This is a genomic window from Proteobacteria bacterium CG1_02_64_396, from assembly GCA_001872725.1.
Lineage (GTDB): Bacteria > Pseudomonadota > MNWR01 > CG1-02-64-396 > CG1-02-64-396 > CG1-02-64-396.
On sequence record MNWR01000007.1, the window covers coordinates 1 to 19,136 of the forward strand.

At 60.1% G+C, this 19,136-nt stretch carries 19 protein-coding genes and 1 pseudogene; 16 read left to right on the plus strand and 4 right to left on the minus strand.

The features are described from left to right. The 4 genes and pseudogenes from AUJ55_00310 to AUJ55_00325 form a co-directional block, all read right to left on the minus strand. Positions 1–193: pseudogene (locus tag AUJ55_00310) on the minus strand (competence/damage-inducible protein A). Then, positions 186–494 carry a hypothetical protein gene (locus AUJ55_00315; protein ID OIO61297.1) on the minus strand — a complete coding sequence of 103 codons (309 nt, stop codon included), beginning with the start codon at positions 492–494 and terminating at the stop codon, positions 186–188. The pseudogene AUJ55_00310 and the gene AUJ55_00315 overlap by 8 nt, the downstream one beginning before the upstream one ends. Positions 495–547: 53 nt before the next feature. Beyond that, positions 548–1,465: a UDP-3-O-[3-hydroxymyristoyl] N-acetylglucosamine deacetylase gene (locus AUJ55_00320; protein ID OIO61298.1), complete on the minus strand. Its 918-nt coding sequence runs from the start codon at positions 1,463–1,465 to the stop codon at positions 548–550. A gap of 148 nt (positions 1,466–1,613) precedes the next feature. Then, positions 1,614–3,068, minus strand: a complete 1,455-nt coding sequence (locus AUJ55_00325) for a hypothetical protein (protein OIO61299.1) — start codon at positions 3,066–3,068, stop codon at positions 1,614–1,616. Between the two features lie 243 nt (positions 3,069–3,311). Here AUJ55_00325 and AUJ55_00330 point away from each other — a divergent pair, with 243 nt between their 5' ends. The 16 genes from AUJ55_00330 (at position 3,312) to AUJ55_00405 (ending at position 19,129) form a co-directional block, all read left to right on the plus strand. After that, positions 3,312–4,610 (plus strand): succinate--CoA ligase, encoded by a 1,299-nt coding sequence (locus AUJ55_00330; GenBank protein OIO61300.1) that lies wholly within the window; start codon positions 3,312–3,314, stop codon positions 4,608–4,610. After that, positions 4,594–5,592 carry a succinyl-CoA synthetase subunit alpha gene (locus AUJ55_00335; protein OIO61301.1) on the plus strand — a complete coding sequence of 333 codons (999 nt, stop codon included), beginning with the start codon at positions 4,594–4,596 and terminating at the stop codon, positions 5,590–5,592. Before AUJ55_00330 ends, AUJ55_00335 begins: the two co-directional genes overlap by 17 nt. A 69-nt stretch (positions 5,593–5,661) precedes the next feature. Beyond that, positions 5,662–6,453, plus strand: a complete 792-nt coding sequence (locus AUJ55_00340; protein ID OIO61302.1) for a citryl-CoA lyase — start codon at positions 5,662–5,664, stop codon at positions 6,451–6,453. A 139-nt stretch (positions 6,454–6,592) separates the two neighbouring features. Further along, positions 6,593–6,949: an NADH-quinone oxidoreductase subunit A gene (locus AUJ55_00345; protein ID OIO61303.1), complete on the plus strand. Its 357-nt coding sequence runs from the start codon at positions 6,593–6,595 to the stop codon at positions 6,947–6,949. Further along, on the plus strand, positions 6,940–7,422 hold the full coding sequence (locus tag AUJ55_00350; GenBank protein ID OIO61304.1) for an NADH dehydrogenase: 483 nt from the start codon (positions 6,940–6,942) through the stop codon (positions 7,420–7,422). The genes AUJ55_00345 and AUJ55_00350 overlap by 10 nt, the downstream gene beginning before the upstream one ends. A gap of 12 nt (positions 7,423–7,434) precedes the next feature. Next, on the plus strand, positions 7,435–7,986 hold the full coding sequence (locus tag AUJ55_00355; protein OIO61305.1) for a hypothetical protein: 552 nt from the start codon (positions 7,435–7,437) through the stop codon (positions 7,984–7,986). Positions 7,987–7,994: 8 nt separating this feature from the next. Further along, positions 7,995–9,167 (plus strand): NADH dehydrogenase, encoded by a 1,173-nt coding sequence (locus AUJ55_00360; GenBank protein ID OIO61306.1) that lies wholly within the window; start codon positions 7,995–7,997, stop codon positions 9,165–9,167. Between the two features lie 16 nt (positions 9,168–9,183). Beyond that, positions 9,184–9,657, plus strand: coding sequence for a hypothetical protein (locus AUJ55_00365; GenBank protein ID OIO61307.1), 474 nt, complete (start codon positions 9,184–9,186; stop codon positions 9,655–9,657). Further along, positions 9,633–10,934, plus strand: a complete 1,302-nt coding sequence (locus AUJ55_00370) for an NADH-quinone oxidoreductase subunit F (GenBank protein ID OIO61308.1) — start codon at positions 9,633–9,635, stop codon at positions 10,932–10,934. The genes AUJ55_00365 and AUJ55_00370 overlap by 25 nt, the downstream gene beginning before the upstream one ends. After that, complete coding sequence (locus AUJ55_00375; protein ID OIO61309.1) at positions 10,934–13,039, plus strand: hypothetical protein; 2,106 nt, start codon at positions 10,934–10,936, stop codon at positions 13,037–13,039. The genes AUJ55_00370 and AUJ55_00375 overlap by 1 nt, the downstream gene beginning before the upstream one ends. Positions 13,040–13,115: 76 nt before the next feature. Further along, complete coding sequence (locus AUJ55_00380) at positions 13,116–14,162, plus strand: NADH-quinone oxidoreductase subunit H (protein ID OIO61310.1); 1,047 nt, start codon at positions 13,116–13,118, stop codon at positions 14,160–14,162. A 13-nt stretch (positions 14,163–14,175) separates the two neighbouring features. After that, complete coding sequence (locus AUJ55_00385; GenBank protein OIO61311.1) at positions 14,176–14,664, plus strand: NADH-quinone oxidoreductase subunit I; 489 nt, start codon at positions 14,176–14,178, stop codon at positions 14,662–14,664. A gap of 62 nt (positions 14,665–14,726) precedes the next feature. Next, positions 14,727–15,329, plus strand: coding sequence for a hypothetical protein (locus AUJ55_00390; protein ID OIO61312.1), 603 nt, complete (start codon positions 14,727–14,729; stop codon positions 15,327–15,329). A gap of 8 nt (positions 15,330–15,337) precedes the next feature. Next, entirely contained in the window at positions 15,338–15,643 is a 306-nt protein-coding gene (locus AUJ55_00395) for an NADH-quinone oxidoreductase subunit K (GenBank protein OIO61313.1), read from the plus strand. A gap of 27 nt (positions 15,644–15,670) precedes the next feature. Then, positions 15,671–17,596, plus strand: coding sequence for an NADH-quinone oxidoreductase subunit L (locus tag AUJ55_00400; protein ID OIO61314.1), 1,926 nt, complete (start codon positions 15,671–15,673; stop codon positions 17,594–17,596). A 33-nt stretch (positions 17,597–17,629) separates the two neighbouring features. Then, complete coding sequence (locus AUJ55_00405; GenBank protein OIO61315.1) at positions 17,630–19,129, plus strand: NADH-quinone oxidoreductase subunit M; 1,500 nt, start codon at positions 17,630–17,632, stop codon at positions 19,127–19,129. Positions 19,130–19,136: the final 7 nt, after the last annotated feature.

Genomic DNA, 19,136 nt, shown 5'->3' on the forward strand with positions numbered 1-19,136 from the left:
CCCCCTCCCCCACCCGCGCCGCCGCCACACGTACAGCATCGACGATGGTCTGACGCACGTCGGCGATGGTGCGGACTTCAAGCAATCGCACACCCCTGGCGCGCAGGGCGCGGGCCAGGAAGGCGCTGTTGGTGTCTTGGGTGTAGCCGGCCAGGATCTCGTTACCGATGATTAAAACCACCGCGTCAGTCAAAACGGTTCAACCTCCGTTTGCCGGGGGGAATGTAGACCGAGCAATCGCGCCGCACGATGTACTGGCAAGAGAGCCTGGCCCCGTCGACAAGACGATCAGGGGGAACATGGCGTAGGTCAAGAGGGGTGGGTGCTTCGGCATCGCGGATCGTGACAAAGCACTTGCCGCATTCCCCAGCCCCGCCGCAGTCCGAAGTGATGAAAATTCCCGCTTGGCGGGCTGCGGCGATCAAGCGCGTGCCAGGCTCCACGGCAATGGTTTGGCCGTTGTGCTCAAAGGTGACGATGTTGAGGGGGGGCATTGTGGGGTGCGGCGGTCAGGCAGGAAGGGGGGTCCGTCCGTGGACCGCCTCCATCAAATCGTTTGGGGGTGGAGCGCGGTTTCAGTCTTTGCCGGAGTAGATGTCCCAACCTCTTTGGGAACCTGAACCAGATCATAGGCGCTTTCGTCGGCCAGCAATCCGCGCAGCAGACGATTGTTCAAGGCGTGACCAGAGCGTTCCGCCTCGAAGACCCCGATGACTGGATGACCCAACAGGTACAGATCGCCCACCGAATCGAGAATCTTGTGCCGCACGAATTCGTCGGGATAACGCAGTCCCCCCTCGTTTACGATGCGGTAATCATCAATGACGATGGCGTTATCGAGGCTGCCTCCCTGGGCCAGACCCATCGATTGCAAGGTCTCAACCTCTTTCAGAAACCCGAAGGTGCGTGCTCGGCTGACCTCACGAATAAAACTGGTCTCGTTCAAACGGACTTGGGCCGTCTGGTTACGCAGCATCGGGTGGTTGAAATCGATGGCAAAGCGGATAGAGAACCCCTCCCCCGGAAGGAACGAGGCGACCTTGCCCTCGGCCTCGACTTGGAAGGGCTTCTTGATTTTGATGAACAGGCGCGGCGCTTTTTGCTCCTCGATTCCGGCACACTGAATCAGAAAAACGAATGGGGCACTCGATCCGTCCATGATCGGCACCTCATCCCCATCGATGTCGATGAAAACGTTATCAATCTGCAGTCCGGCCAAGGCGCTCATCAAATGCTCAACCGTGCCGACCCGGCCATGTTCGTTGCCCAGCACGGTGCAAAGCATGGTGTCGACCACATGGTCGGCACGGGCGGGAATCAAGGGCGCGCCGGGAAGATCGACTCGGCGAAACACCACTCCGGTGTTCACGGGGGCGGGGCGCAGGGTCAGGTTCACCTTCCGGCCCGAATGAAGACCGATGCCGGAGGCGCGCATGCTGTTTTTTAAGGTTTTTTGCCGAATCATGGGTTCGTCCCGTCTACCGCATATTCCGCCGAGCACAACATCGGGCGGACAAGAAGGCGGAAGGCTAGCGAAAAAGCCAGCCCAAGCCAATGAAAAACCAAGTGAAGTTGGAGCATAGCGGCCCCAGGATTCAGCAACGCGACCGCAATCACACAGTGTCACGCAGCCTCGCCTGAAGCACCAAAAGCCGCGATTCGGTAAAAGCCTCCATGGTGTAACGCAGCCCTTCACGGGTGTTGCCGCTGCGTTTGCTGCCGCCATAGGGCATGTGGTCGACCCGAAAGGTGGGGATGTCGTTGTGGATCACCCCCCCCACCTCAAGCTGCCGCCAAGCCCGCATCAGCCGCTCGACCGAATCGGTGAACACACCCGCTTGAAGTCCGAAGGGGCTGTCGTTGATGGCGGCTAACCCCGTATCGAAATCGGGCACGGGGATGACCGAAACGATGGGGGCGAAGACCTCTTTGCATACCACGTTTAACGAAGCGTCGGTCCCCGTCAGAACGGCGGGAGCAAGCAGCGCGCCATCGCGGGTGCCGCCGCATACCAACCGTGCACCCGCCGCGACCGCTTCGGCAATCCACGCCCCGGCCTGCCGGGCAGCCTCCACCGAAATCATCGGACCGATCTGGGTGTGAGGATCCAAGGGATCACCTATCGCAAGCGCCCGGGTATTTTCGGCAAGCAACGCCACAAACCGCTCATAGGCTTGGCCCACAACATAGATACGTTGTAACGAGATACAGACTTGGCCCGCATTGGCAAAAGCGCCCAAAACGGCGCGTCGTGCGGCTTGTTCCAGGTCGCTTCCTTCGTCGATCAGCAATCCGGCATTGCCCCCCAGCTCGAGCAGAACCTCTTTGGTGGGGAGTTGACCCTTCATCGCCCAACCGATGGCGGGGGAGCCTGTAAACGAGACCACCCTAACCAGGGGATGGGCGACCAGATGTTGGACACTTTCGTTGGGGCAGGTGACCACATTCACTACACCTGGGGGGAGGCCCGCCTCGTGCAGGATCTCCCCCAGCATCAGTGCCGTCATCGGGGTGCGGGGACTCGGCTTGACCACGCAGGTCGCGCCGCAGGCCAGCGCGGGGGCCACCTTGTGCAGCACCAAATTCAACGGAAAGTTGAAAGGGGTGATGGCGGCGACCACGCCACGCGGGAAACTGGCCACCAATCCCTGGCGTCCCCTGCCCGCCTCGGTCCAATCAAGGTCGAGCCACTGCCCCTCCATGCGCCCGGCCTCCTCACCGGCAACCCTCACAACCTGAATTGACCGGGTCACCTCGGCTTCAGCGTCTGAAATCGGTTTGCCTGCCTCCAAGGCGATACAACGGGCCAAATCGTGAAGCCGAACCTCCAACCCGCGACGAACCCGCTCCAAAATAGAGCGACGCACGTCGTTGGGCGCGCGCGACCAGCTTTGAAACGCGGCATGTGCCGACGCAACTGCGGCGTTCAGGGTCGAAACATCCCCAAGGGCCACCTCTCCCAGGATGGATCCGTCCCACGGCGAGGCGACAGTGAGGGTGCGCTCGGGATCGGGGATGACCCGCGTTCCGTCGAGCCAAAGGGGCAAGGTTAAGGTCAATTCGTTCATCGATTCGCTCCAACGATAATCGCTAAAAAAGTACGCTTTTTTGGGGGGTTCGGACCATTGCTTTCCCTTGACAACCCCAGGTCGGTTCTTAATCTTCCGACTTCTCTTGACAGCCATCACGGAAAATTCAACCTTCACTCGGGAGCGGGTCAAGGGGTGGTGTCAGAGCACGGATGCAACCGGCTTGGCAAACACAAAGCGTACGTTTCTTTTTCATATTTCGAATGGTTCAGGAGTTCGGCCGTGAATCTTTACGAGCACGAAGCGCTGTCCCACATCTACAAGCCGCACGGGGTTCCCCACCCGGCGTACATTGTGGTGACGCAGCCTGGGGACGATGTGGCCAAGTTCGCCGACGAACGCGGCGGCGCCGTGGTCAAGGCGATGGTGTTGGTCGGCAAACGCGGCAAGGCGGGGGCGGTTAAGGTTGTTAAAGACGGCGCCCAGGCCAATGCCGAGGTCGAGCGCATCATGAACATGCTGGTGTACGGCGAAAAGCCGGTTGCCATCATGGTGTGTGAAAAAGCCGACATCGTTGCCGAAATGTACTGCTCGTTTACCTACTCCACCGCCAATCGCGGCCCCGTGGTGACCCTGTCGATGCAGGGCGGCATGGATGTGGAAGAGATCGATCCGGCCAACATCAAGGTGTTCCCCTTGGCCGCCCAACCCGAGTTGCCCGCCTACCAGGTGCGCGACATGCTGGTGGAGATCGGGTTTACCGAGAATTTCGGCGATTTGTTGCGCGAAGCCTCCCTGACCATCTCCAAGATCTACAAGGCCTTCTGGGAGAGTGAATCCCGCCTGCTGGAGATCAACCCCCTAGCGGTCGTGCGGGTGCAGAAGAAGAACCGCAAAACCGGCGAGGTGGAGTCGGCGCTGACCATTCGCGCCCTCGATGCCGTGGTAACCCTGGATGACGACGCCAGCGTCCCCCCTCAAAAATACTTCGGGGAACGTTCGGCCTATATGCGCGACCCGACCCAGCGCGAGATCGATGCGGTGCAGATCGACCGAGACGATCACCGGGGCAAGGCCGGTTCCTACGTCGAGCCCGAAGACATGGGCGGCGACATCGCCATGATGACCTTCGGTGGCGGCGGTTCGGCGGTGACTATTGAGACCTGCTATGACGTGGGTTTGCGTCCGGCAAACTTCACCGATATCGGCGGCAACCCCCCTGCCGAGAAGATGTACAAAATCGGCCGCATCATCCTCTCCAAGCCCGGCATTAAAGGGGTCTTGGTTTGCGGTGGTACCGCCAACAATACCCGCATCGACGTCACCCTCGGCGAGGGTCTGGTCAACGCCATTGATGATCTGGCCAAAGAGGGCAAGCTCGACCGCGACCTGATCTGGGTGGTGCGTCGCGGTGGTCCCGAGGCCGAAAAAGGTCTGCGCTTGCTGGGTGAATGTTTTGCCCGTAACGGCATCAAGGGTCGGATTTTTGACTCCGAACTGCCGCTGACCGAAGCGCCGGTCATCCTGCGCGACCTACTCGTGGAACACACCGGCTATCAGCCGGATGCTTCGGCGAATTGAGGGGGATCATCCGATGAAGGGCACCAGCATTCTTAATAAGAACACCCGCCTCGTCGTGATCGGGGCGACCGGTCGCGAGGCGAGCCAGGTCATCCGCGAGTCCGAAGAACTCTATTCCGGTTTCGTAGCAGCGGGGGTGACCCCCGGTCGTGGCGGCCAGACCGTGGAGCCCAACGTTCCGGTCTACAACACCGTCAAAGAGGCGGTCGCAGCTGACCCCTCCATCAACGCAGCCTTGGTTTATGTCCCCCCTTCCTCGGTGAAGGACGCCGCCCTTGAGGCGCTGGGCAACGGCATCAAGGTGGTTTTCATCGTCACCGAGCACACCCCGGTACGCGATGCAGCCGAGATCTATGAGGCCTCCAAGCGTTATGGTGCCCGCGTGGTCGGTGGCACCTCCTTGGGTTGCATCATCCCTGGTCTGGCCCGCATTGCCGCCATTGGCGGTAAGGACCCTAGTGGCTCCCTGGTTCCCGGTAGTGTGGTGGTGCTCTCGAAGTCGGGCGGACTGACCACCACCACCGCCGAGATGCTCAAGCGTCGTGGTTGGGGCACCTACATGGCCATGGGGATCGGCGGCGACATCATCGCCGGTACCATCTACTCCGATCTGATGGAGGAGTTGGAACAAGATCCCAACTGCAAGGCGTTGGTGATTTTGGGAGAGGTTGGCGGCTCCTATGAAGAGCAGGCCGCTGCGGCGGTTAAGGCCGGAAAATTCACCAAGCCGATGGCCGCCTTCATTGGCGGCGAGTTCCAAGAGCATCAGGAGGGAGTCGCCTTCGGTCACGCCGGTGCGGTGGTGGAGCGCGGTATGGGCAAGGCCTCTGATAAGAAACGGGCGCTGCGCGGCGCCGGCCCCAACGTGCGGGTGGCCAAGTACTACCATAACCTGGTCGATTGCATCGAAGAGCTGGGGGTCCCCCGCGACTTTGCCGATTCGACCGGCGACGAGATCAAGCCGAAGTTCGCCTCGATCTGATTCGAGCCTTCAAAGCCTCAATTTGGCGGGCGGCGTTGCCGCCCGCCTTCTTGTCTAAGGGTGAACCCCATGTCTCTGCATTGGCGCACCGCGATTACCAAAAACGAAGCAGGCGAGATCCACGTCCGCGGCTACGACGTGATGGACTTGGCCGGCAACCTCCGTTTCGGCGAGGCGATCTACCTGATTCTTAAAGGTGAGCTCCCCTCCGCCGGTGAGGCTGCGATGATGGATGCGATCTTCGTCTCCATGATCGATGCCGGTATCGCTCCCCCTTCGGTGGTAGCGGCCCGCACCGTGTTTTCGGGCGGCAACTCCTATAACAGTTCGGTGGCGGCGGGGATTTTGACCCTGGGTGATTACCACGGCGGCGCAATTGAGCAATGCGCCAAAACCTTTGGCGAGGTGGTCGATGCCGCTCCCGAAGGGGCCGACATGAAAGATCTGGCCAAAAAGACCGTGGCGGAATTCGCCGCGATCAAACGCCGTTTCCCTGGGTATGGCCACAAGATCCACAAAGAGGGTGATCCCCGGACCGTACGCCTGCTTGAGGTGGCCAAGAAACACGGTTTCGGCGGTCGCTACATCGACTTTGCGACCGCAGTGGGCGATGAACTTGCGAAGAGCGGCAAACAGTTGCCCTTGAACGTCGATGGCGCCGTCGCGGCGGTTATTTGCGACATGGGATTCGATTGGCGGATGGGAAAAGCCTTCTTCCTGATTGCTCGTGTCCCTGGTCTATGTGCCCACGTCTTCGAGGAGTGGATGCGCGAAAAGCCATTTCGTCGTTTGCCATCCGATCAGCACGAGTACGATGGGACCGAAGACCGTTCCCTGCCCGAAGCGTTTGTGCGCGGCTGATTTGAATTTCCCAGTGTTTGTCTTGCGTTGACCGAGACCAAGCGGAACCGCATGATAGGTTCGTCCGTTCCGGGTCGCTGTAAAAGGCGCGGAAAATCTTGGTTTTGTCTGTTTCGGTTGAAGATGGGGGTCCACAGGTATGCTTGAGCTTTACCTGCCGGTATTTCTCTTTGTAATCCTCGCCACCGTGCTTGGTGTGGTGCCGATTGCCCTTTCGTACGTCGTGGCGCCGCAAAAGCCCGACCGCGAAAAGCTTTCGCCCTACGAGTGCGGCTTCGAAGCCTTCGAGGACGCGCGGACGAAATTCGATGTGCGGTTCTATCTGATCGCCATCCTCTTCATCGTCTTCGATCTCGAAACGGCGTTCCTCTTCCCGTGGGCGGTGGTCTTCACCGACATCGGGATCTTCGGCTTCGTCGAGATGGTGCTCTTCCTGGTGATCTTGATCGTCGGCTACGCCTGGGCCTGGAAGAAGGGGGCTTTGGAATGGGAATAACTGAAGGGGTGTTTGAGCAGGGCTTTGTGACCACCACGGTCGACAAAGTCATCAATTGGGGTCGCACCAGCGCCCTTTGGCCGATGACCTTCGGTCTGGCCTGCTGCGCGGTGGAATTCATGCACGCTGGCGCCGCTCGGTATGACTTTGATCGGTTCGGCATCATCCCCCGTCCGAGTCCTCGCCAGTCCGATGTGATGCTGGTGGCCGGTACTTTGGTCAACAAGATGGCCCCCGCCCTGCGCCGGGTCTACGACCAGATGCCCGAGCCCCGCTGGGTGATCTCTATGGGTTCATGCGCCAACGGCGGCGGCTATTACCACTACTCCTATTCGGTCGTTCGTGGTTGCGACCGGGTGGTTCCCGTTGATATCTACGTGCCGGGTTGCCCCCCGACGGCCGAAGCGCTGCTGTACGGTTTTATTCAGCTGCAGCGCAAGGTCCGACGTACCGAAACGATCGCGCGCATCTGAGGCGGAGGAGCAATGGCAGATTATCAGGCCTTGGCCAAAGTGATTAAGAATCGGTTCGGCGACGCCGTGACCGTTTCGATTCATCGTGGCGATGAACTCAATGTGGAGGTGAGCAAGGAGCAATGGGAGCCCCTTGCCCGCTTCTTGCGCGACGACCCCAGTTGCCGCTTCGAGATCCTTACCGACCTGTGCGGCGTCGATTTTCCCCAGCGCGAACAGCGCTTCGAGGTGGTCGTTCATCTGCTGTCGATCAGCCTGAATCAGCGTATCCGTTTCAAAACCAAGGCTGGCGAATGGGATCCCGTCTCCACCCTGGTCGAGACTTGGAACAACGCCAACTGGTTTGAGCGCGAAGCCTTCGATCTGTTCGGCATTCTGTTCGAGGGCCATCCCGACTTGCGCCGTCTGCTCACCGATTACGGCTTCGAGGGGCACCCCTTGCGCAAGGACTTCCCTCTCTCCGGCGAGGTGGAATGCCACTGGGACGAGCAGCAGCTGCGGATGGTGTACACCCCGGTTCAGATCAAGCCCCGGGAACTTCGCTTCCAGGACTATCAGGACTGAGGTAAGCCATGTCCCAGATCAAAAACTACACCCTGAACTTCGGTCCCCAGCATCCTTCGGCCCACGGGGTGCTGCGTTTGGTGCTTGAGCTCGACGGCGAGGTCGTGGTGCGCGCCGATCCTCATATCGGCTTGCTCCATCGCGGTACCGAAAAGCTCATGGAGCACAAGACCTACCTGCAAAACCTCCCCTACTTTGATCGCTTTGACTATGTCTCGATGATGGCCAACGAGCATGTCTACTGTTTGGCGGTCGAAAAGATGTTGGGGATTCAGATTCCGGAGCGGGCCTCTTACATCCGGGTCATCTACTCCGAGATCACCCGTATCCTGAACCACCTGATGTGGGTTGGCGCCCATGCGCTCGATATAGGCGCCATGGCGGTCTTCCTCTACTGCTTCCGGGAGCGTGAAACCCTGTTCGACTTCTACGAGGCGGTCAGTGGGGCGCGGATGCACGCCGCCTACTTCCGTCCCGGAGGGGTGGCCAAAGATCTTCCCGAGGGGCTGGCCGAGCGTATTTGGCAGTTCACCGAGGAATTTCCTGGCTATATCGATGAATACGATGGCCTGTTGACTGAGAACCGCATTTGGAAGCAGCGCACCGTGGGAATCGGTGTGGTTTCTAAGGAGCGGGCTTTGTCGATGGGCTTCACCGGCCCGATGCTGCGCGCTTCCGGGGTGGCTTGGGATCTGCGCAAGGATCAGCCCTACGAGGTCTACGACCGGCTCGACTTCGACATTCCGGTGACCGAGGGGGGTGACTCCTACGACCGGTACCTGATTCGCATGGAGGAGATGCGCCAGTCCAACCGCATCATTCGCCAATGCCTGGAGCAGATGAAGCCTGGCCCCGTGAAAATCGACGACCACACCATCGTTCCTCCGACCCGCGGTCGCATCAAAGAGGACATGGAGGCGCTCATCGAGCACTTCAAGCTCTACACCGAGGGGTATTCGGTGCCGGCCGGGGAGACCTACGCCGCCGTCGAACATCCCAAAGGTGAGATGGGGGTCTACATTGTGGCCGACGGGAGCAATCGCCCCTATCGGATCAAGGTGCGCAACCCCGACTTCGTCCACCTGATGGCGACCGACGAATTGTGCCGGGGCCACATGGTGGCCGACGTAGTCACGGTCATCGGCACCCTGGACGTGGTGTTTGGATCGATCGACCGCTGATCGACTGAGGAGCGACGTGGGTTCACATCAGCCGAGCCAGCATTGGCAGGGGGAGCGACTCCAACAGGCGCAAACGGTGGTCGCCCGTTTTCCCCGCCCCTCCTCTGCTGTGATCCCCCTGTTACATGAGGCTCAAGATCGGGACGGCGCCATCGGCGTCGAGGCGGTGGAGTCGATTGCCGCCCTGACCGGGGAGCGCCCCCTTGATGTGTGGGAGGTGGTGTCGTTCTACACCATGTTCCGAACCGGTGAGGTGCCCAACCATGTGCTTTCGGTTTGCACCAATATCGCCTGCTGGCTGCGCGGTGGGATCGAGCTGCACGAAGCGTTGAGCCGTGCGGTAGCCGAAGGTGTCTTGGTGGAAGAGGTGGAGTGCCTCGGGGCATGCGGCGGCGCGCCGGTTGTGGCGGTCAATGGTCGTTACGTCGAGAACGTAGCGCTGCGCGGAAGTGAAGAGGTGATGGCATGGTTGGAAGGGGAGCTCAAGTGAGCGATCCCCGTCCCCAACAGGTCAACGGCCTGCTGCTGCGCCATCACCGGCCCGACGTGGCGCCGACCCTGGCTGGATACCGCTCCGATGGCGGCGGGGTAGGACTAGAAAAAGCCCGCGCCATGGATCCGCGCGATGTCATCAACGAGGTCAAGACCTCGGGGCTGCGCGGTCGCGGCGGTGCTGGGTTTCCCACCGGTTTGAAATGGGGATTCATCCCCCGGGATGGTGAAGGTCCCCGCTATGTGGTGTGCAACGCCGACGAGGGGGAGCCTGGAACCTTTAAAGACCGGGATATCCTGCGCTTCGATCCCTTCCGTTTGCTGGAGGGTCTGGCGATTGCGGGACATGCCATTGGGGCGCAGCTCGGGTTTATCTACATTCGAGGCGAATACCTGTTTGAAGCCCAGGTGGTCGGGCGAGCCATCGAAGAGGCCCGTGCGGGGGGGATGTTCGGCGAGTGTTTCGACGTGCTGATCTACCGGGGTGCCGGGGCCTACATCTGCGGTGAGGAGACAGCGCTGCTCAATTCGTTGGAGGGCAAGAAGGGTCAGCCACGGCTTAAACCCCCCTTCCCCGCGACCAGCGGTTTGTACGGGCGACCGACCCTGGTCAACAACGTCGAAACCCTGACCTGTTTGCCCGACATCATGGCTTTCGGGGGCGAGTGGTACGCCGGAATCGGTACTCCCAAGAACAGCGGAACCAAGATTTTTTCGTTGTCGGGCCATGTGCGTCGGCCCGGTAATTACGAGTTGCCCCTCGGAACCACTCTGCGCACCCTGGTTGAGGACTGCGGCCAGGGGGTGCTCGACGGTCGCAACGTTCAGGCGATCATCCCCGGGGGCGGTTCGGCGCCGATGTTGACTGCCGCGCACCTTGACACCCCAATGACCTACGATGACATGACCCGCTTGGGGACCATGCTCGGGTCGGGCGGTGTGGTGGTGATCTCCGACAGCGCCTGTATTGTCGGGGCGGTGACTCGACTGGCTAAGTTCTACGCCCACGAATCGTGCGGACAGTGTGTCCCCTGCCGCGAGGGGACCGGTTGGATGGCGCGGTTGCTGGCCCGCATCGAGGCCGGTATGGGGAGCGAGGAAGACCTCGAAAACCTAGAGCGTCTCACCGGAATGGTTCCGGGGATCACGATTTGCGCGTTGTCGGATGCGGCGGTGGGACCGGTAAAGTCGGCCCTGACCTACTTTCGTTCCGCCTTCGAGCGCCATGTGCGGGAGCATAGCTGTCCTCAGCGCCGTGCGGCGGGGGGACGGTAATGGCCACCATCAGTGTGAATGGCCGCGAGGTCATCGTTCGCGACGGTTTGCCGTTGATCGAGGCGTGTCGACAGGCGGGGGTGGAGCTGCCCCATTTTTGTCATCACCCCGATCTCAAACCGGCGGGTAATTGCCGGATGTGTCTGGTGTCGGTCGACCGCATCCCGCGACCGGTGACCGCATGTTCGTTGCCGGTTTCCGATGGCATGGTGGTGAAAACCTCGACGCCCGAACTTGAAAACGCTCGGCGTGGGGTGCTGGAGCTGTTGCTCATCCACCATCCGCTCGATTGCCCGGTGTGCGATCAGGCCGGAGCCTGCCGGTTGCAGGATTACGGCATGGGGATGGGGCCGCAGCGCACCCGGTATCACGAGGAGCGCCGCCGGGTAGCCGATAAGGATTTTGGGCCTTTGGTGGGGACCGACCTGTCGCGTTGCATTTTGTGCGCCCGTTGCGCCCGATTTATGGATGAGATCGCCGAAAGCGACGAACTTGGCATCATCAACCGGGGAGACCGCTCCGAGTTGGTGAAAGAGAGTCCGGGCGGATTCGACAGCAACCTGTCGGGCAACATCATCGACATCTGCCCGGTGGGCGCCTTAATCGACCGCCCCAGCCGGTTCCGCGCCCTGAGTTATCAGCTGCGTGGTCGAGAGAGCCATTGCACCCAATGCTCGTTGGGATGCCGGATCAAACCCGGGGTGTTGGAGGGGGAGATTCTGCGGGTGAGCGCCGTTCAGGCCCCGGCAATCAACGGTCATTGGATGTGCGACCGTGGGCGGTTTGCCCACCTGGGCATGAATCGGGACCGGGTCCTAACACCAAAGATCCGTGGGCGGGACGGTTGGCGAGAGACCTCCCTCGAAGAGGCGGCTCTTCATGTCGACCGCGGTCTGCGTGCCCTTGATACGGTTGGGTTGATCGGCGGCGGGCGGATGGATGTCGGCTCGGCTTGGCTGCTGCAACAGTGGATGCGTCAAGGGCTGGAATCGGGCAATCTCGATTGCCGGATTGGAAGGGGAAGCCATGAGGACGACGGCGAAGCGATCTCGCTGGGCGACTACGGGTTGCCTCTGGGATTGCCCAAAATCGAACAAGCACCTGCGATTCTGATCGTTGGCTCAGGACTTAGCCGCGACCTGCCGATGCTCAATGATCGGGTACGACGGGCACAGAGGGCAGGGGCTTGGGTTGGTTCCTTAAGCGATGCCGCAAGTGAAACGCATATGCTCGCCGGTTTGATCGGCGCCATGCGTAGTCGGATCGGATCCGAGGCGATGGCACAGTGGGGTGAGCAATCGGGGCATCCGCCCGAGGGGTTGCCCGTCGAAGGGCAGCTGCTGGTGCTGGTGACCCGCGAGGTCGAAGCCCACCGGCAGGGTGCGTTGATTCGCCGTCTGCTCCGCTCTTGGTCTGACCGCGATGCCCAGTTGTTGGTGGGGTATCCCCATCCGGCCATGGGCCGCACCGCGGGGGTGCTGGCCGGTTTGCTCCCCTGGATGGGACCGGCAGGTCGGTTGCTGCCACGCAAGGGCAAGGGGATGGGTTTTGCCGAGATGACCCGACCCGCGCAGGAGGGGGGGGTCGAAGGTCTCGTGTTAGCGGGGGTCGACGGTTTCGGGGATGGTATCGACCCCGAATCTCTGGTTGCGATGGTGCAGTCCCGCCCGTTCACGGTGGTGTTGGCCTCCCACTGGGAGCCTTGGATGGAGCAGACTCAGGTGGTGTTGCCTTGGGCCACCCCCGAAGAAAACGGGGGGGACTTTGTCTCCATCGAGGGGCGGGGGCTTCGGCTTGATCCGGTGGTTCCTGCAAAAGGGGCCTCGCGACTCAGGGTACTCAACGCCCTGTTCAAGGCGGGCAACCGCAAGGATTGGAGCTTGAGCGAACTGAAGAACGAAACCGAAGGGCTGCTGTTGGGGATTGGAGAGCCCATCGAGTTGGATGAATGTGCCCCCGGCCTGGGCGAGGCGACCGCCTCAGCTTTGTGGCCGGAGGTTCCAGAAGAGATTGTGGTAGGACTGGGTGGGGCGGCGCCGCTGCGCAGCCCCGAGATTCGTCGGGTCGATGTGCTGGCCGAGGCGATGCAGCGCGGTTTGATTTGACGTAGAGCCACCTATCGGCATCTGCCGATGGCATGAATCGACAGACGAATCTGTTTCGGGCTTGAAGGAGCTATCGATGTCCTACTCCGAGTTGTTCGGTAACGGCGTGTTGCCCACCATCTGGGCCATTCTGAAAATCCTCGTCGTGGCCTTGCCGATCATGGGTGTGGTTGCCTATTTGACCTTGGCCGAACGCAAGGTGATCGCCTACATGCACATCCGCTTGGGGCCGAATCGAGTGGGGCCCAAGGGGCTGCTGCAACCGATTGCCGACGCCATCAAGCTGATTACCAAAGAGACGATCATTCCGACCTCAGCCAACCGGATCGTGTTTGTGTTGGCGCCGATCATCGCCTTGATTCCGGCCTTGATGGCTTGGGCGGTTATCCCCTTCACCGAAACCACCCTTTTTGGGTTGTTTCCTGAAAGTCGGGCCCTTTCGATTACCGATCTGAACGCTGGGGTGCTTTACGTCTTGGCTATCTCGGGGCTGGGGGTCTACGGCCTGATCATCGCCGGTTGGGCGTCAAACTCGGTGTACGCCATCTTCGGCGCCATGCGTTCGGCCGCGTTGATGATTAGTTACGAAGTTGCGATGGGTTTCACCATCATCCCGGTCATCATGCTGGCCGGTTCGATGAATCTGGTCGACATTGTCCACGCCCAACAGGGGGGGCTGCTCAATTGGTACTTCATCCCCTTGTTCCCGATGTTCATCGTCTACTTCATCTCGGTGGTGGCCGAAACCAACCGCGCCCCCTTCGACGTGGCGGAAGGCGAATCGGAGATCGTGGCCGGGTTCCACGTCGAGTACTCCGCCATGATGTTCGGCCTGTTCTTCTTGGCCGAATACGCCAACATGATCCTGGTGTCGGCGCTGGCGACGTTGCTCTTCCTGGGCGGTTGGATGCCGATCCTCGATGTCGCCCCCTTCAACCTGATACCTGGCTTCATCTGGTTTGCGTTGAAGACCGCTATGTTCCTGTTCATCTTCCTCTGGCTGCGGGCCACGTTCCCCCGCTACCGGTACGACCAGATCATGCGTCTGGGCTGGAAGGTTTTCCTCCCGTGGTCGCTGGCCTGGATTTTCGTGACCGGCGTCGGCATCCACCTGTTCCGTTGATTGGAGGACGCCGATGAGCCTCTTGAACCGTTGGACCAAAACGTTCCTGATGACCGAGCTGCTGCACGGGTTGTCGATCACGGGGCGCTACTTCTTCAAAAAGAAGTTCACGATTCAATACCCTGAGGAGCGGACCCCCCTCTCCCCCCGTTTCCGCGGCCTGCATGCCCTGCGCCGCTACGAGGATGGGGAGGAGCGTTGCATCGCCTGTAAATTGTGCGAGGCGGTCTGTCCGGCGCTGGCGATCTCGATCGAATCCGAGGAGCGGGACGACGGCAGTCGTCGTACCACCCGTTACGACATCGACCTGAACCTGTGCATCTTCTGCGGCCTGTGTCAGGAGGCCTGTCCAGTCGATGCAGTGGTCGAGACCCAGGATTTCGAATACGCCTGCGATGACCGTAAGAAGCTCTACTACACCAAGAAGATGCTGCTGGAGGTGGGTGACCGGATGGAGGCCTCCATCGCCCGCAACATCGCCCTGGATGAGCCCTACCGATGAGTCCAGTCGTTTCCGGTACCCTTTTGGCCCCTTGTCGTCACAAGGTCCGCTAAGGAGCCTGCATGTTCAGCGAATATTTCTTTTATCTGTTTTCTGCGGTGATGGCCGTGTCGGGATTCATGGTGATCACCGTGCGCAACACGGTGCATGCCGTGATGTGGCTGATTGTGGTCTTCCTCAACGCAGCGGGGTTGTTCTTCCTGCTCGAACAGGAGTTCATCGCCCTGATCCTGATCCTGGTCTACATCGGGGCGGTGGTGGTGCTGCTGCTCTTCGTGGTGATGATGCTCGACGTCAACATTTCGAAGGTGCGTGAGGGCTTCACCCACTACCTGCCCTTGGCGGTCACCTTGGGCATCTTCCTAGTGGCTGAGGTGGCGTTGGTGGTGGGCGATAGCCTGATCTCCCCCGAGGCGCTGCCCATTCCGGCCCCCAAGGGAGCCGATTATTCAAATACGACCGAGGTGGGTTTGCAGCTCTATACCACCTACCTGTTCCCCTTCGAGGTCGCCTCAGTGATCCTCCTGGTCGCCCTGATCGGCGCGGTGGTCTTAACCCACCGTCCCGCCCAAAAAGGTGCGAAGTACCAGAAGATTTCGGAACAGGTTGCGGCCGGGCCTGCGCGTCTGCGCAAGGTCTCCTCCAAGCAAAAGATCAACGCGTAAGGGGAGTCATCATGGCGCTGTCCAGCTATTTGTTGGTCGCGGGGGTGCTCTTCGCCATTGGGGTGATCGGCATCTTCCTGAACCGGAAAAACATCATCGTTTTGCTGATGGCCATCGAGCTGATTCTGCTGGCGGTCAACATCAATCTTGCCGCCTTCTCCCACTTCCATCAGGACGTAGTGGGCCAGATCTTCGTCTTCTTTGTGTTGGTGGTGGCGGCTGCGGAAGCGGCGATCGGCCTGGGCATCATCGTGGCGATCTTCCGGACCAAGCAGACCATCGAGATCGAACGCCTTGCCGATCTGAAGGGTTGATCGGGCAGACCGGGAGCCAATGAGAACATGAGCCAGTCCACCCTCTATTTACTGATTCCACTGATTCCGCTGCTTGCGGGGACCATTGTGGGGCTCTTCGGATCCCTCAAGCCGGTTCTGCCTAAGGCGCTCGCCCACTGGTTGACCTGTGGCGGCATGGGGCTTTCCGCGATCCTGGCTTGGGTTGCCTTCTTCGATATCGTCGGGGGCAATCTCTTCCACGGTGTGGTCTACACCTGGGCAATCTCAGGTGACCTGCAAATCGATGTCGCCTTCCTCGCCGATCGGCTGACGGCGGTCATGCTGATTACGGTGACCACCCTATCGTTCTTCATCCACGTCTACACCATCGGCTACATGGAGAAAGACCCGGGGTACGCACGGTTCTTCAGCTACATCTCCCTGTTCACCTTCTTCATGTTGATTCTGGTGCTGGCGGATAACTTCTTGGTCTTGTTCTTCGGTTGGGAGGGGGTGGGGCTGGTCTCCTACCTGCTGATCGGATTTTGGTACAAGCGCGAAAGCGCCAACTACGCAGCGTTTAAGGCCTTCATCGTCAACCGGGTCGGCGACTTTGGTCTGGCCTTGGGGATCATGGCGATCTACCTCTACTTTGGCACCCTGGAGTACAGCTTCGTCTTCGAGCACGCGGCGGAGTACATCGGCTCGACGGTCAACATTCCTCTCTTCGGTGAATCCGAAATCATCACCGCAATCTGCCTACTGCTCTTTGTTGGGGCCATGGGTAAGTCGGCTCAGGTCCCCCTGCATGTTTGGCTGCCCGATTCGATGGAGGGCCCAACCCCCATCTCGGCACTGATTCATGCCGCCACCATGGTGACCGCCGGTGTGTTTTTGGTCGCCCGCTGTTCCCCGATGTTTGAACTGTCTCAGGTAGCGCTCGACACCGTGGCGGTGATCGGCGCCCTGACCGCCTTTCTGATGGCGGCCATTGGCCTGGTGCAGAACGACATCAAACGGGTCATCGCCTACTCGACCTGTTCGCAGCTCGGCTACATGTTTTTTGCGTGCGGCGTGTCGGCTTACGCAGCGGGTATCTTTCACCTGATGGCCCACGGCTTCTTCAAGGCGTTGCTCTTCTTGGGGGCCGGTTCGGTTATCCACGCCATGAGCGACGAGCAAGACATGCGCAAGATGGGCGGCCTGCGTAAGTACATGCCATTCACCTTCTACACCTTTGCCATCGCCTCGTTGGCCCTGGCCTTCGCCCCCTCGAAAGAGGTGATCCTCGCCTCGGCTTTTTCGGCCCACACCGCCGCAGGTCAGTTCGCCTGGACCCTCGGGGTGCTGGCGGCGCTGATGACCGCCTTCTACACCTTCCGCATGCTTTTCATGACCTTCTGGGGCAGCGAGCGGATGGATGAGGAGACCAAACACCACCTGCACGAGTCACCCAAGGTCATTACCGTGCCCTTGGTGATCCTGGCGGTGGGGGCGCTCTTGGCTTTCTACTTCGGTCACGGTTTGGTTGAGGCCGACTGGTTCGGCGAGGCGATTGTGGTCGCCGCTGGTCACGAGGCGCTGGAGCACGGTCATCACCTGGCCTTCGGCTTGACCTACCTGCCCGCCCTCCTCGGGGCGATGGGGATTGCGCTGGCCTACTACATGTACGTGGTCAACACGGCGCTGCCTGGCGTCATTGCCACGGTAGCCCGTCCAGCCTACGAGCTCCTTCAGAACAAGTACTACTGGGATGAGCTGTACGTGGCGATGTTTATGGTTCCCTCGCAGCGCCTGGGGTCGTTCTTGGCCCATAAGGTGGATATGGGGGGCATCGACCGCGCGGTGGATGGCATGGCGGCATTCGTTGGGGTTTGGGCGGCGCGGCAGATGGGCCGCTTCCAAACCGGGCTGCTGTATCAGTACGCCTTCGTAATGATTCTCGGCCTGTTTGTCACCGCCAGTTACTTTGTCTTCTTCCACCACGGCTGATCGGGTCCAACCGGGACGATTCTGGAGAAAACGATGAATAATGCGTTCCAGCTGCCCATCCTGAGCATCTCCATCTGGTTCCCCATTCTTATGGGGATCCTGCTGATGGCGTTGGTGCGGGGTAACGGGGAGGCGGCCAAACGGAATGCTCGTTGGATGGCGCTGATTATTTCCATCTTCGAGTTTCTGATCACCCTGCCACTGGTCTTGAAGTTTGACCGGAGTACCTCGGCCTTTCAGTTTGAGGAGTCCGCTCAGTGGATTCCCGATTACGGGATCAACTATGTCCTGGGGGTTGATGGCATCTCGGTGATGTTCATCCTGCTGACCTCGTTCGTGACCATCTTTGCTATCCTGGCCTCGTTAGAGGTTATCCAGGATCGGGTGAAGGAGTTCATGGTCTCCTTCCTGATTATGGAAGGGTTGATGATCGGGGTTTTTGCCGCCCTCGACGCCGTGATCTTCTACATCTTCTGGGAGGCGATGCTGATCCCGATGTTCATCATCATCGGGGTCTGGGGTGGGCCGAAGCGTATCTACGCAACGGTGAAGTTCTTCCTCTACACCTTCGCCGGTTCGGTTTTGATGCTGGTCGCCTTGATGTACATGTACTTCCAGGCGGGTCAGACCATGTCGATTCCCGCCTTGATGGATGTGCCGCTAACCCTGACCGAGCAATGCTGGTTGTTCGTCGCGCTGCTGATCGCTTTCGCGGTTAAGGTGCCGATGTTCCCGGTCCATACCTGGTTGCCCCATGCCCACGTTCAGGCCCCTACCGCCGGTTCGGTAATCCTGGCGGCGATCATGCTGAAGATGGGCGGATACGGCTTCCTGCGGTTCTCGCTGCCGATGTTCCCCGATGCGTCGACCTATCTGGCTGACGTGGTCATCGTGTTGTCGCTGATCGCTGTCATCTACACCGCTTACGTGGCGATGATGCAGACCGACATGAAGCGGCTGGTGGCCTATTCCTCGATTTCGCACATGGGGATCGTCACCCTCGGTTTCTTTGTGTTCACCCAGCAGGGGATCGAGGGTGGGATCATGCAGATGATCTCCCACGGTTTTGTTTCGGCAGCGCTGTTCTTGATCGTCGGGGTGATGTACGACCGGCTCCACACCCGTGAAATCGGGGCCTACGGTGGCGTGGTCAACTCCATGCCCGCTTTTGCTGCCCTGGCGATGGTCTTTTTCATGGGTAACGTCGGGCTTCCCGGTACCACCGGGTTCGTCGGCGAAATCATGGTGCTGATCGGCACCTTCCAGGTGAACAAGTTGGCGGCGGTTCTGGCGACCACGACGTTGGTGCTTTCGGCGATGTATACCCTGTGGTTGTTCAAACGGGTGCTCTTCGGCGACATCGTCCACGAAGGGGTCCGTACCCTGAAGGATCTCAGCACCCGCGAGTGGTGGGTTTTGGCCCCGCTGGCCGTCGTCACCATCTATTACGGTCTGTTCCCCAACGCCATCTTCGACATCATGCACGTCTCGGTGGAGCACCTGATCGATCAGGTTGCCACCGGCAAAATGTGATGCGAGA

Bases quoted from the DNA above. Each gene is read 5' to 3' on its own strand.
- AUJ55_00315 (OIO61297.1), bottom strand. From the start codon at position 494: ATGCCCCCCCTCAACATCGTCACCTTTGAGCACAACGGCCAAACCATT.
- AUJ55_00320 (OIO61298.1), bottom strand. From the start codon at position 1,465: ATGATTCGGCAAAAAACCTTAAAAAACAGCATGCGCGCCTCCGGCATC.
- AUJ55_00325 (OIO61299.1), bottom strand. From the start codon at position 3,068: ATGAACGAATTGACCTTAACCTTGCCCCTTTGGCTCGACGGAACGCGG.
- AUJ55_00335 (OIO61301.1), top strand. From the start codon at position 4,594: ATGCTTCGGCGAATTGAGGGGGATCATCCGATGAAGGGCACCAGCATT.
- AUJ55_00340 (OIO61302.1), top strand. From the start codon at position 5,662: ATGTCTCTGCATTGGCGCACCGCGATTACCAAAAACGAAGCAGGCGAG.
- AUJ55_00345 (OIO61303.1), top strand. From the start codon at position 6,593: ATGCTTGAGCTTTACCTGCCGGTATTTCTCTTTGTAATCCTCGCCACC.
- AUJ55_00350 (OIO61304.1), top strand. From the start codon at position 6,940: ATGGGAATAACTGAAGGGGTGTTTGAGCAGGGCTTTGTGACCACCACG.
- AUJ55_00355 (OIO61305.1), top strand. From the start codon at position 7,435: ATGGCAGATTATCAGGCCTTGGCCAAAGTGATTAAGAATCGGTTCGGC.
- AUJ55_00360 (OIO61306.1), top strand. From the start codon at position 7,995: ATGTCCCAGATCAAAAACTACACCCTGAACTTCGGTCCCCAGCATCCT.
- AUJ55_00370 (OIO61308.1), top strand. From the start codon at position 9,633: ATGGTTGGAAGGGGAGCTCAAGTGAGCGATCCCCGTCCCCAACAGGTC.
- AUJ55_00375 (OIO61309.1), top strand. From the start codon at position 10,934: ATGGCCACCATCAGTGTGAATGGCCGCGAGGTCATCGTTCGCGACGGT.
- AUJ55_00380 (OIO61310.1), top strand. From the start codon at position 13,116: ATGTCCTACTCCGAGTTGTTCGGTAACGGCGTGTTGCCCACCATCTGG.
- AUJ55_00385 (OIO61311.1), top strand. From the start codon at position 14,176: ATGAGCCTCTTGAACCGTTGGACCAAAACGTTCCTGATGACCGAGCTG.
- AUJ55_00390 (OIO61312.1), top strand. From the start codon at position 14,727: ATGTTCAGCGAATATTTCTTTTATCTGTTTTCTGCGGTGATGGCCGTG.
- AUJ55_00400 (OIO61314.1), top strand. From the start codon at position 15,671: ATGAGCCAGTCCACCCTCTATTTACTGATTCCACTGATTCCGCTGCTT.
- AUJ55_00405 (OIO61315.1), top strand. From the start codon at position 17,630: ATGAATAATGCGTTCCAGCTGCCCATCCTGAGCATCTCCATCTGGTTC.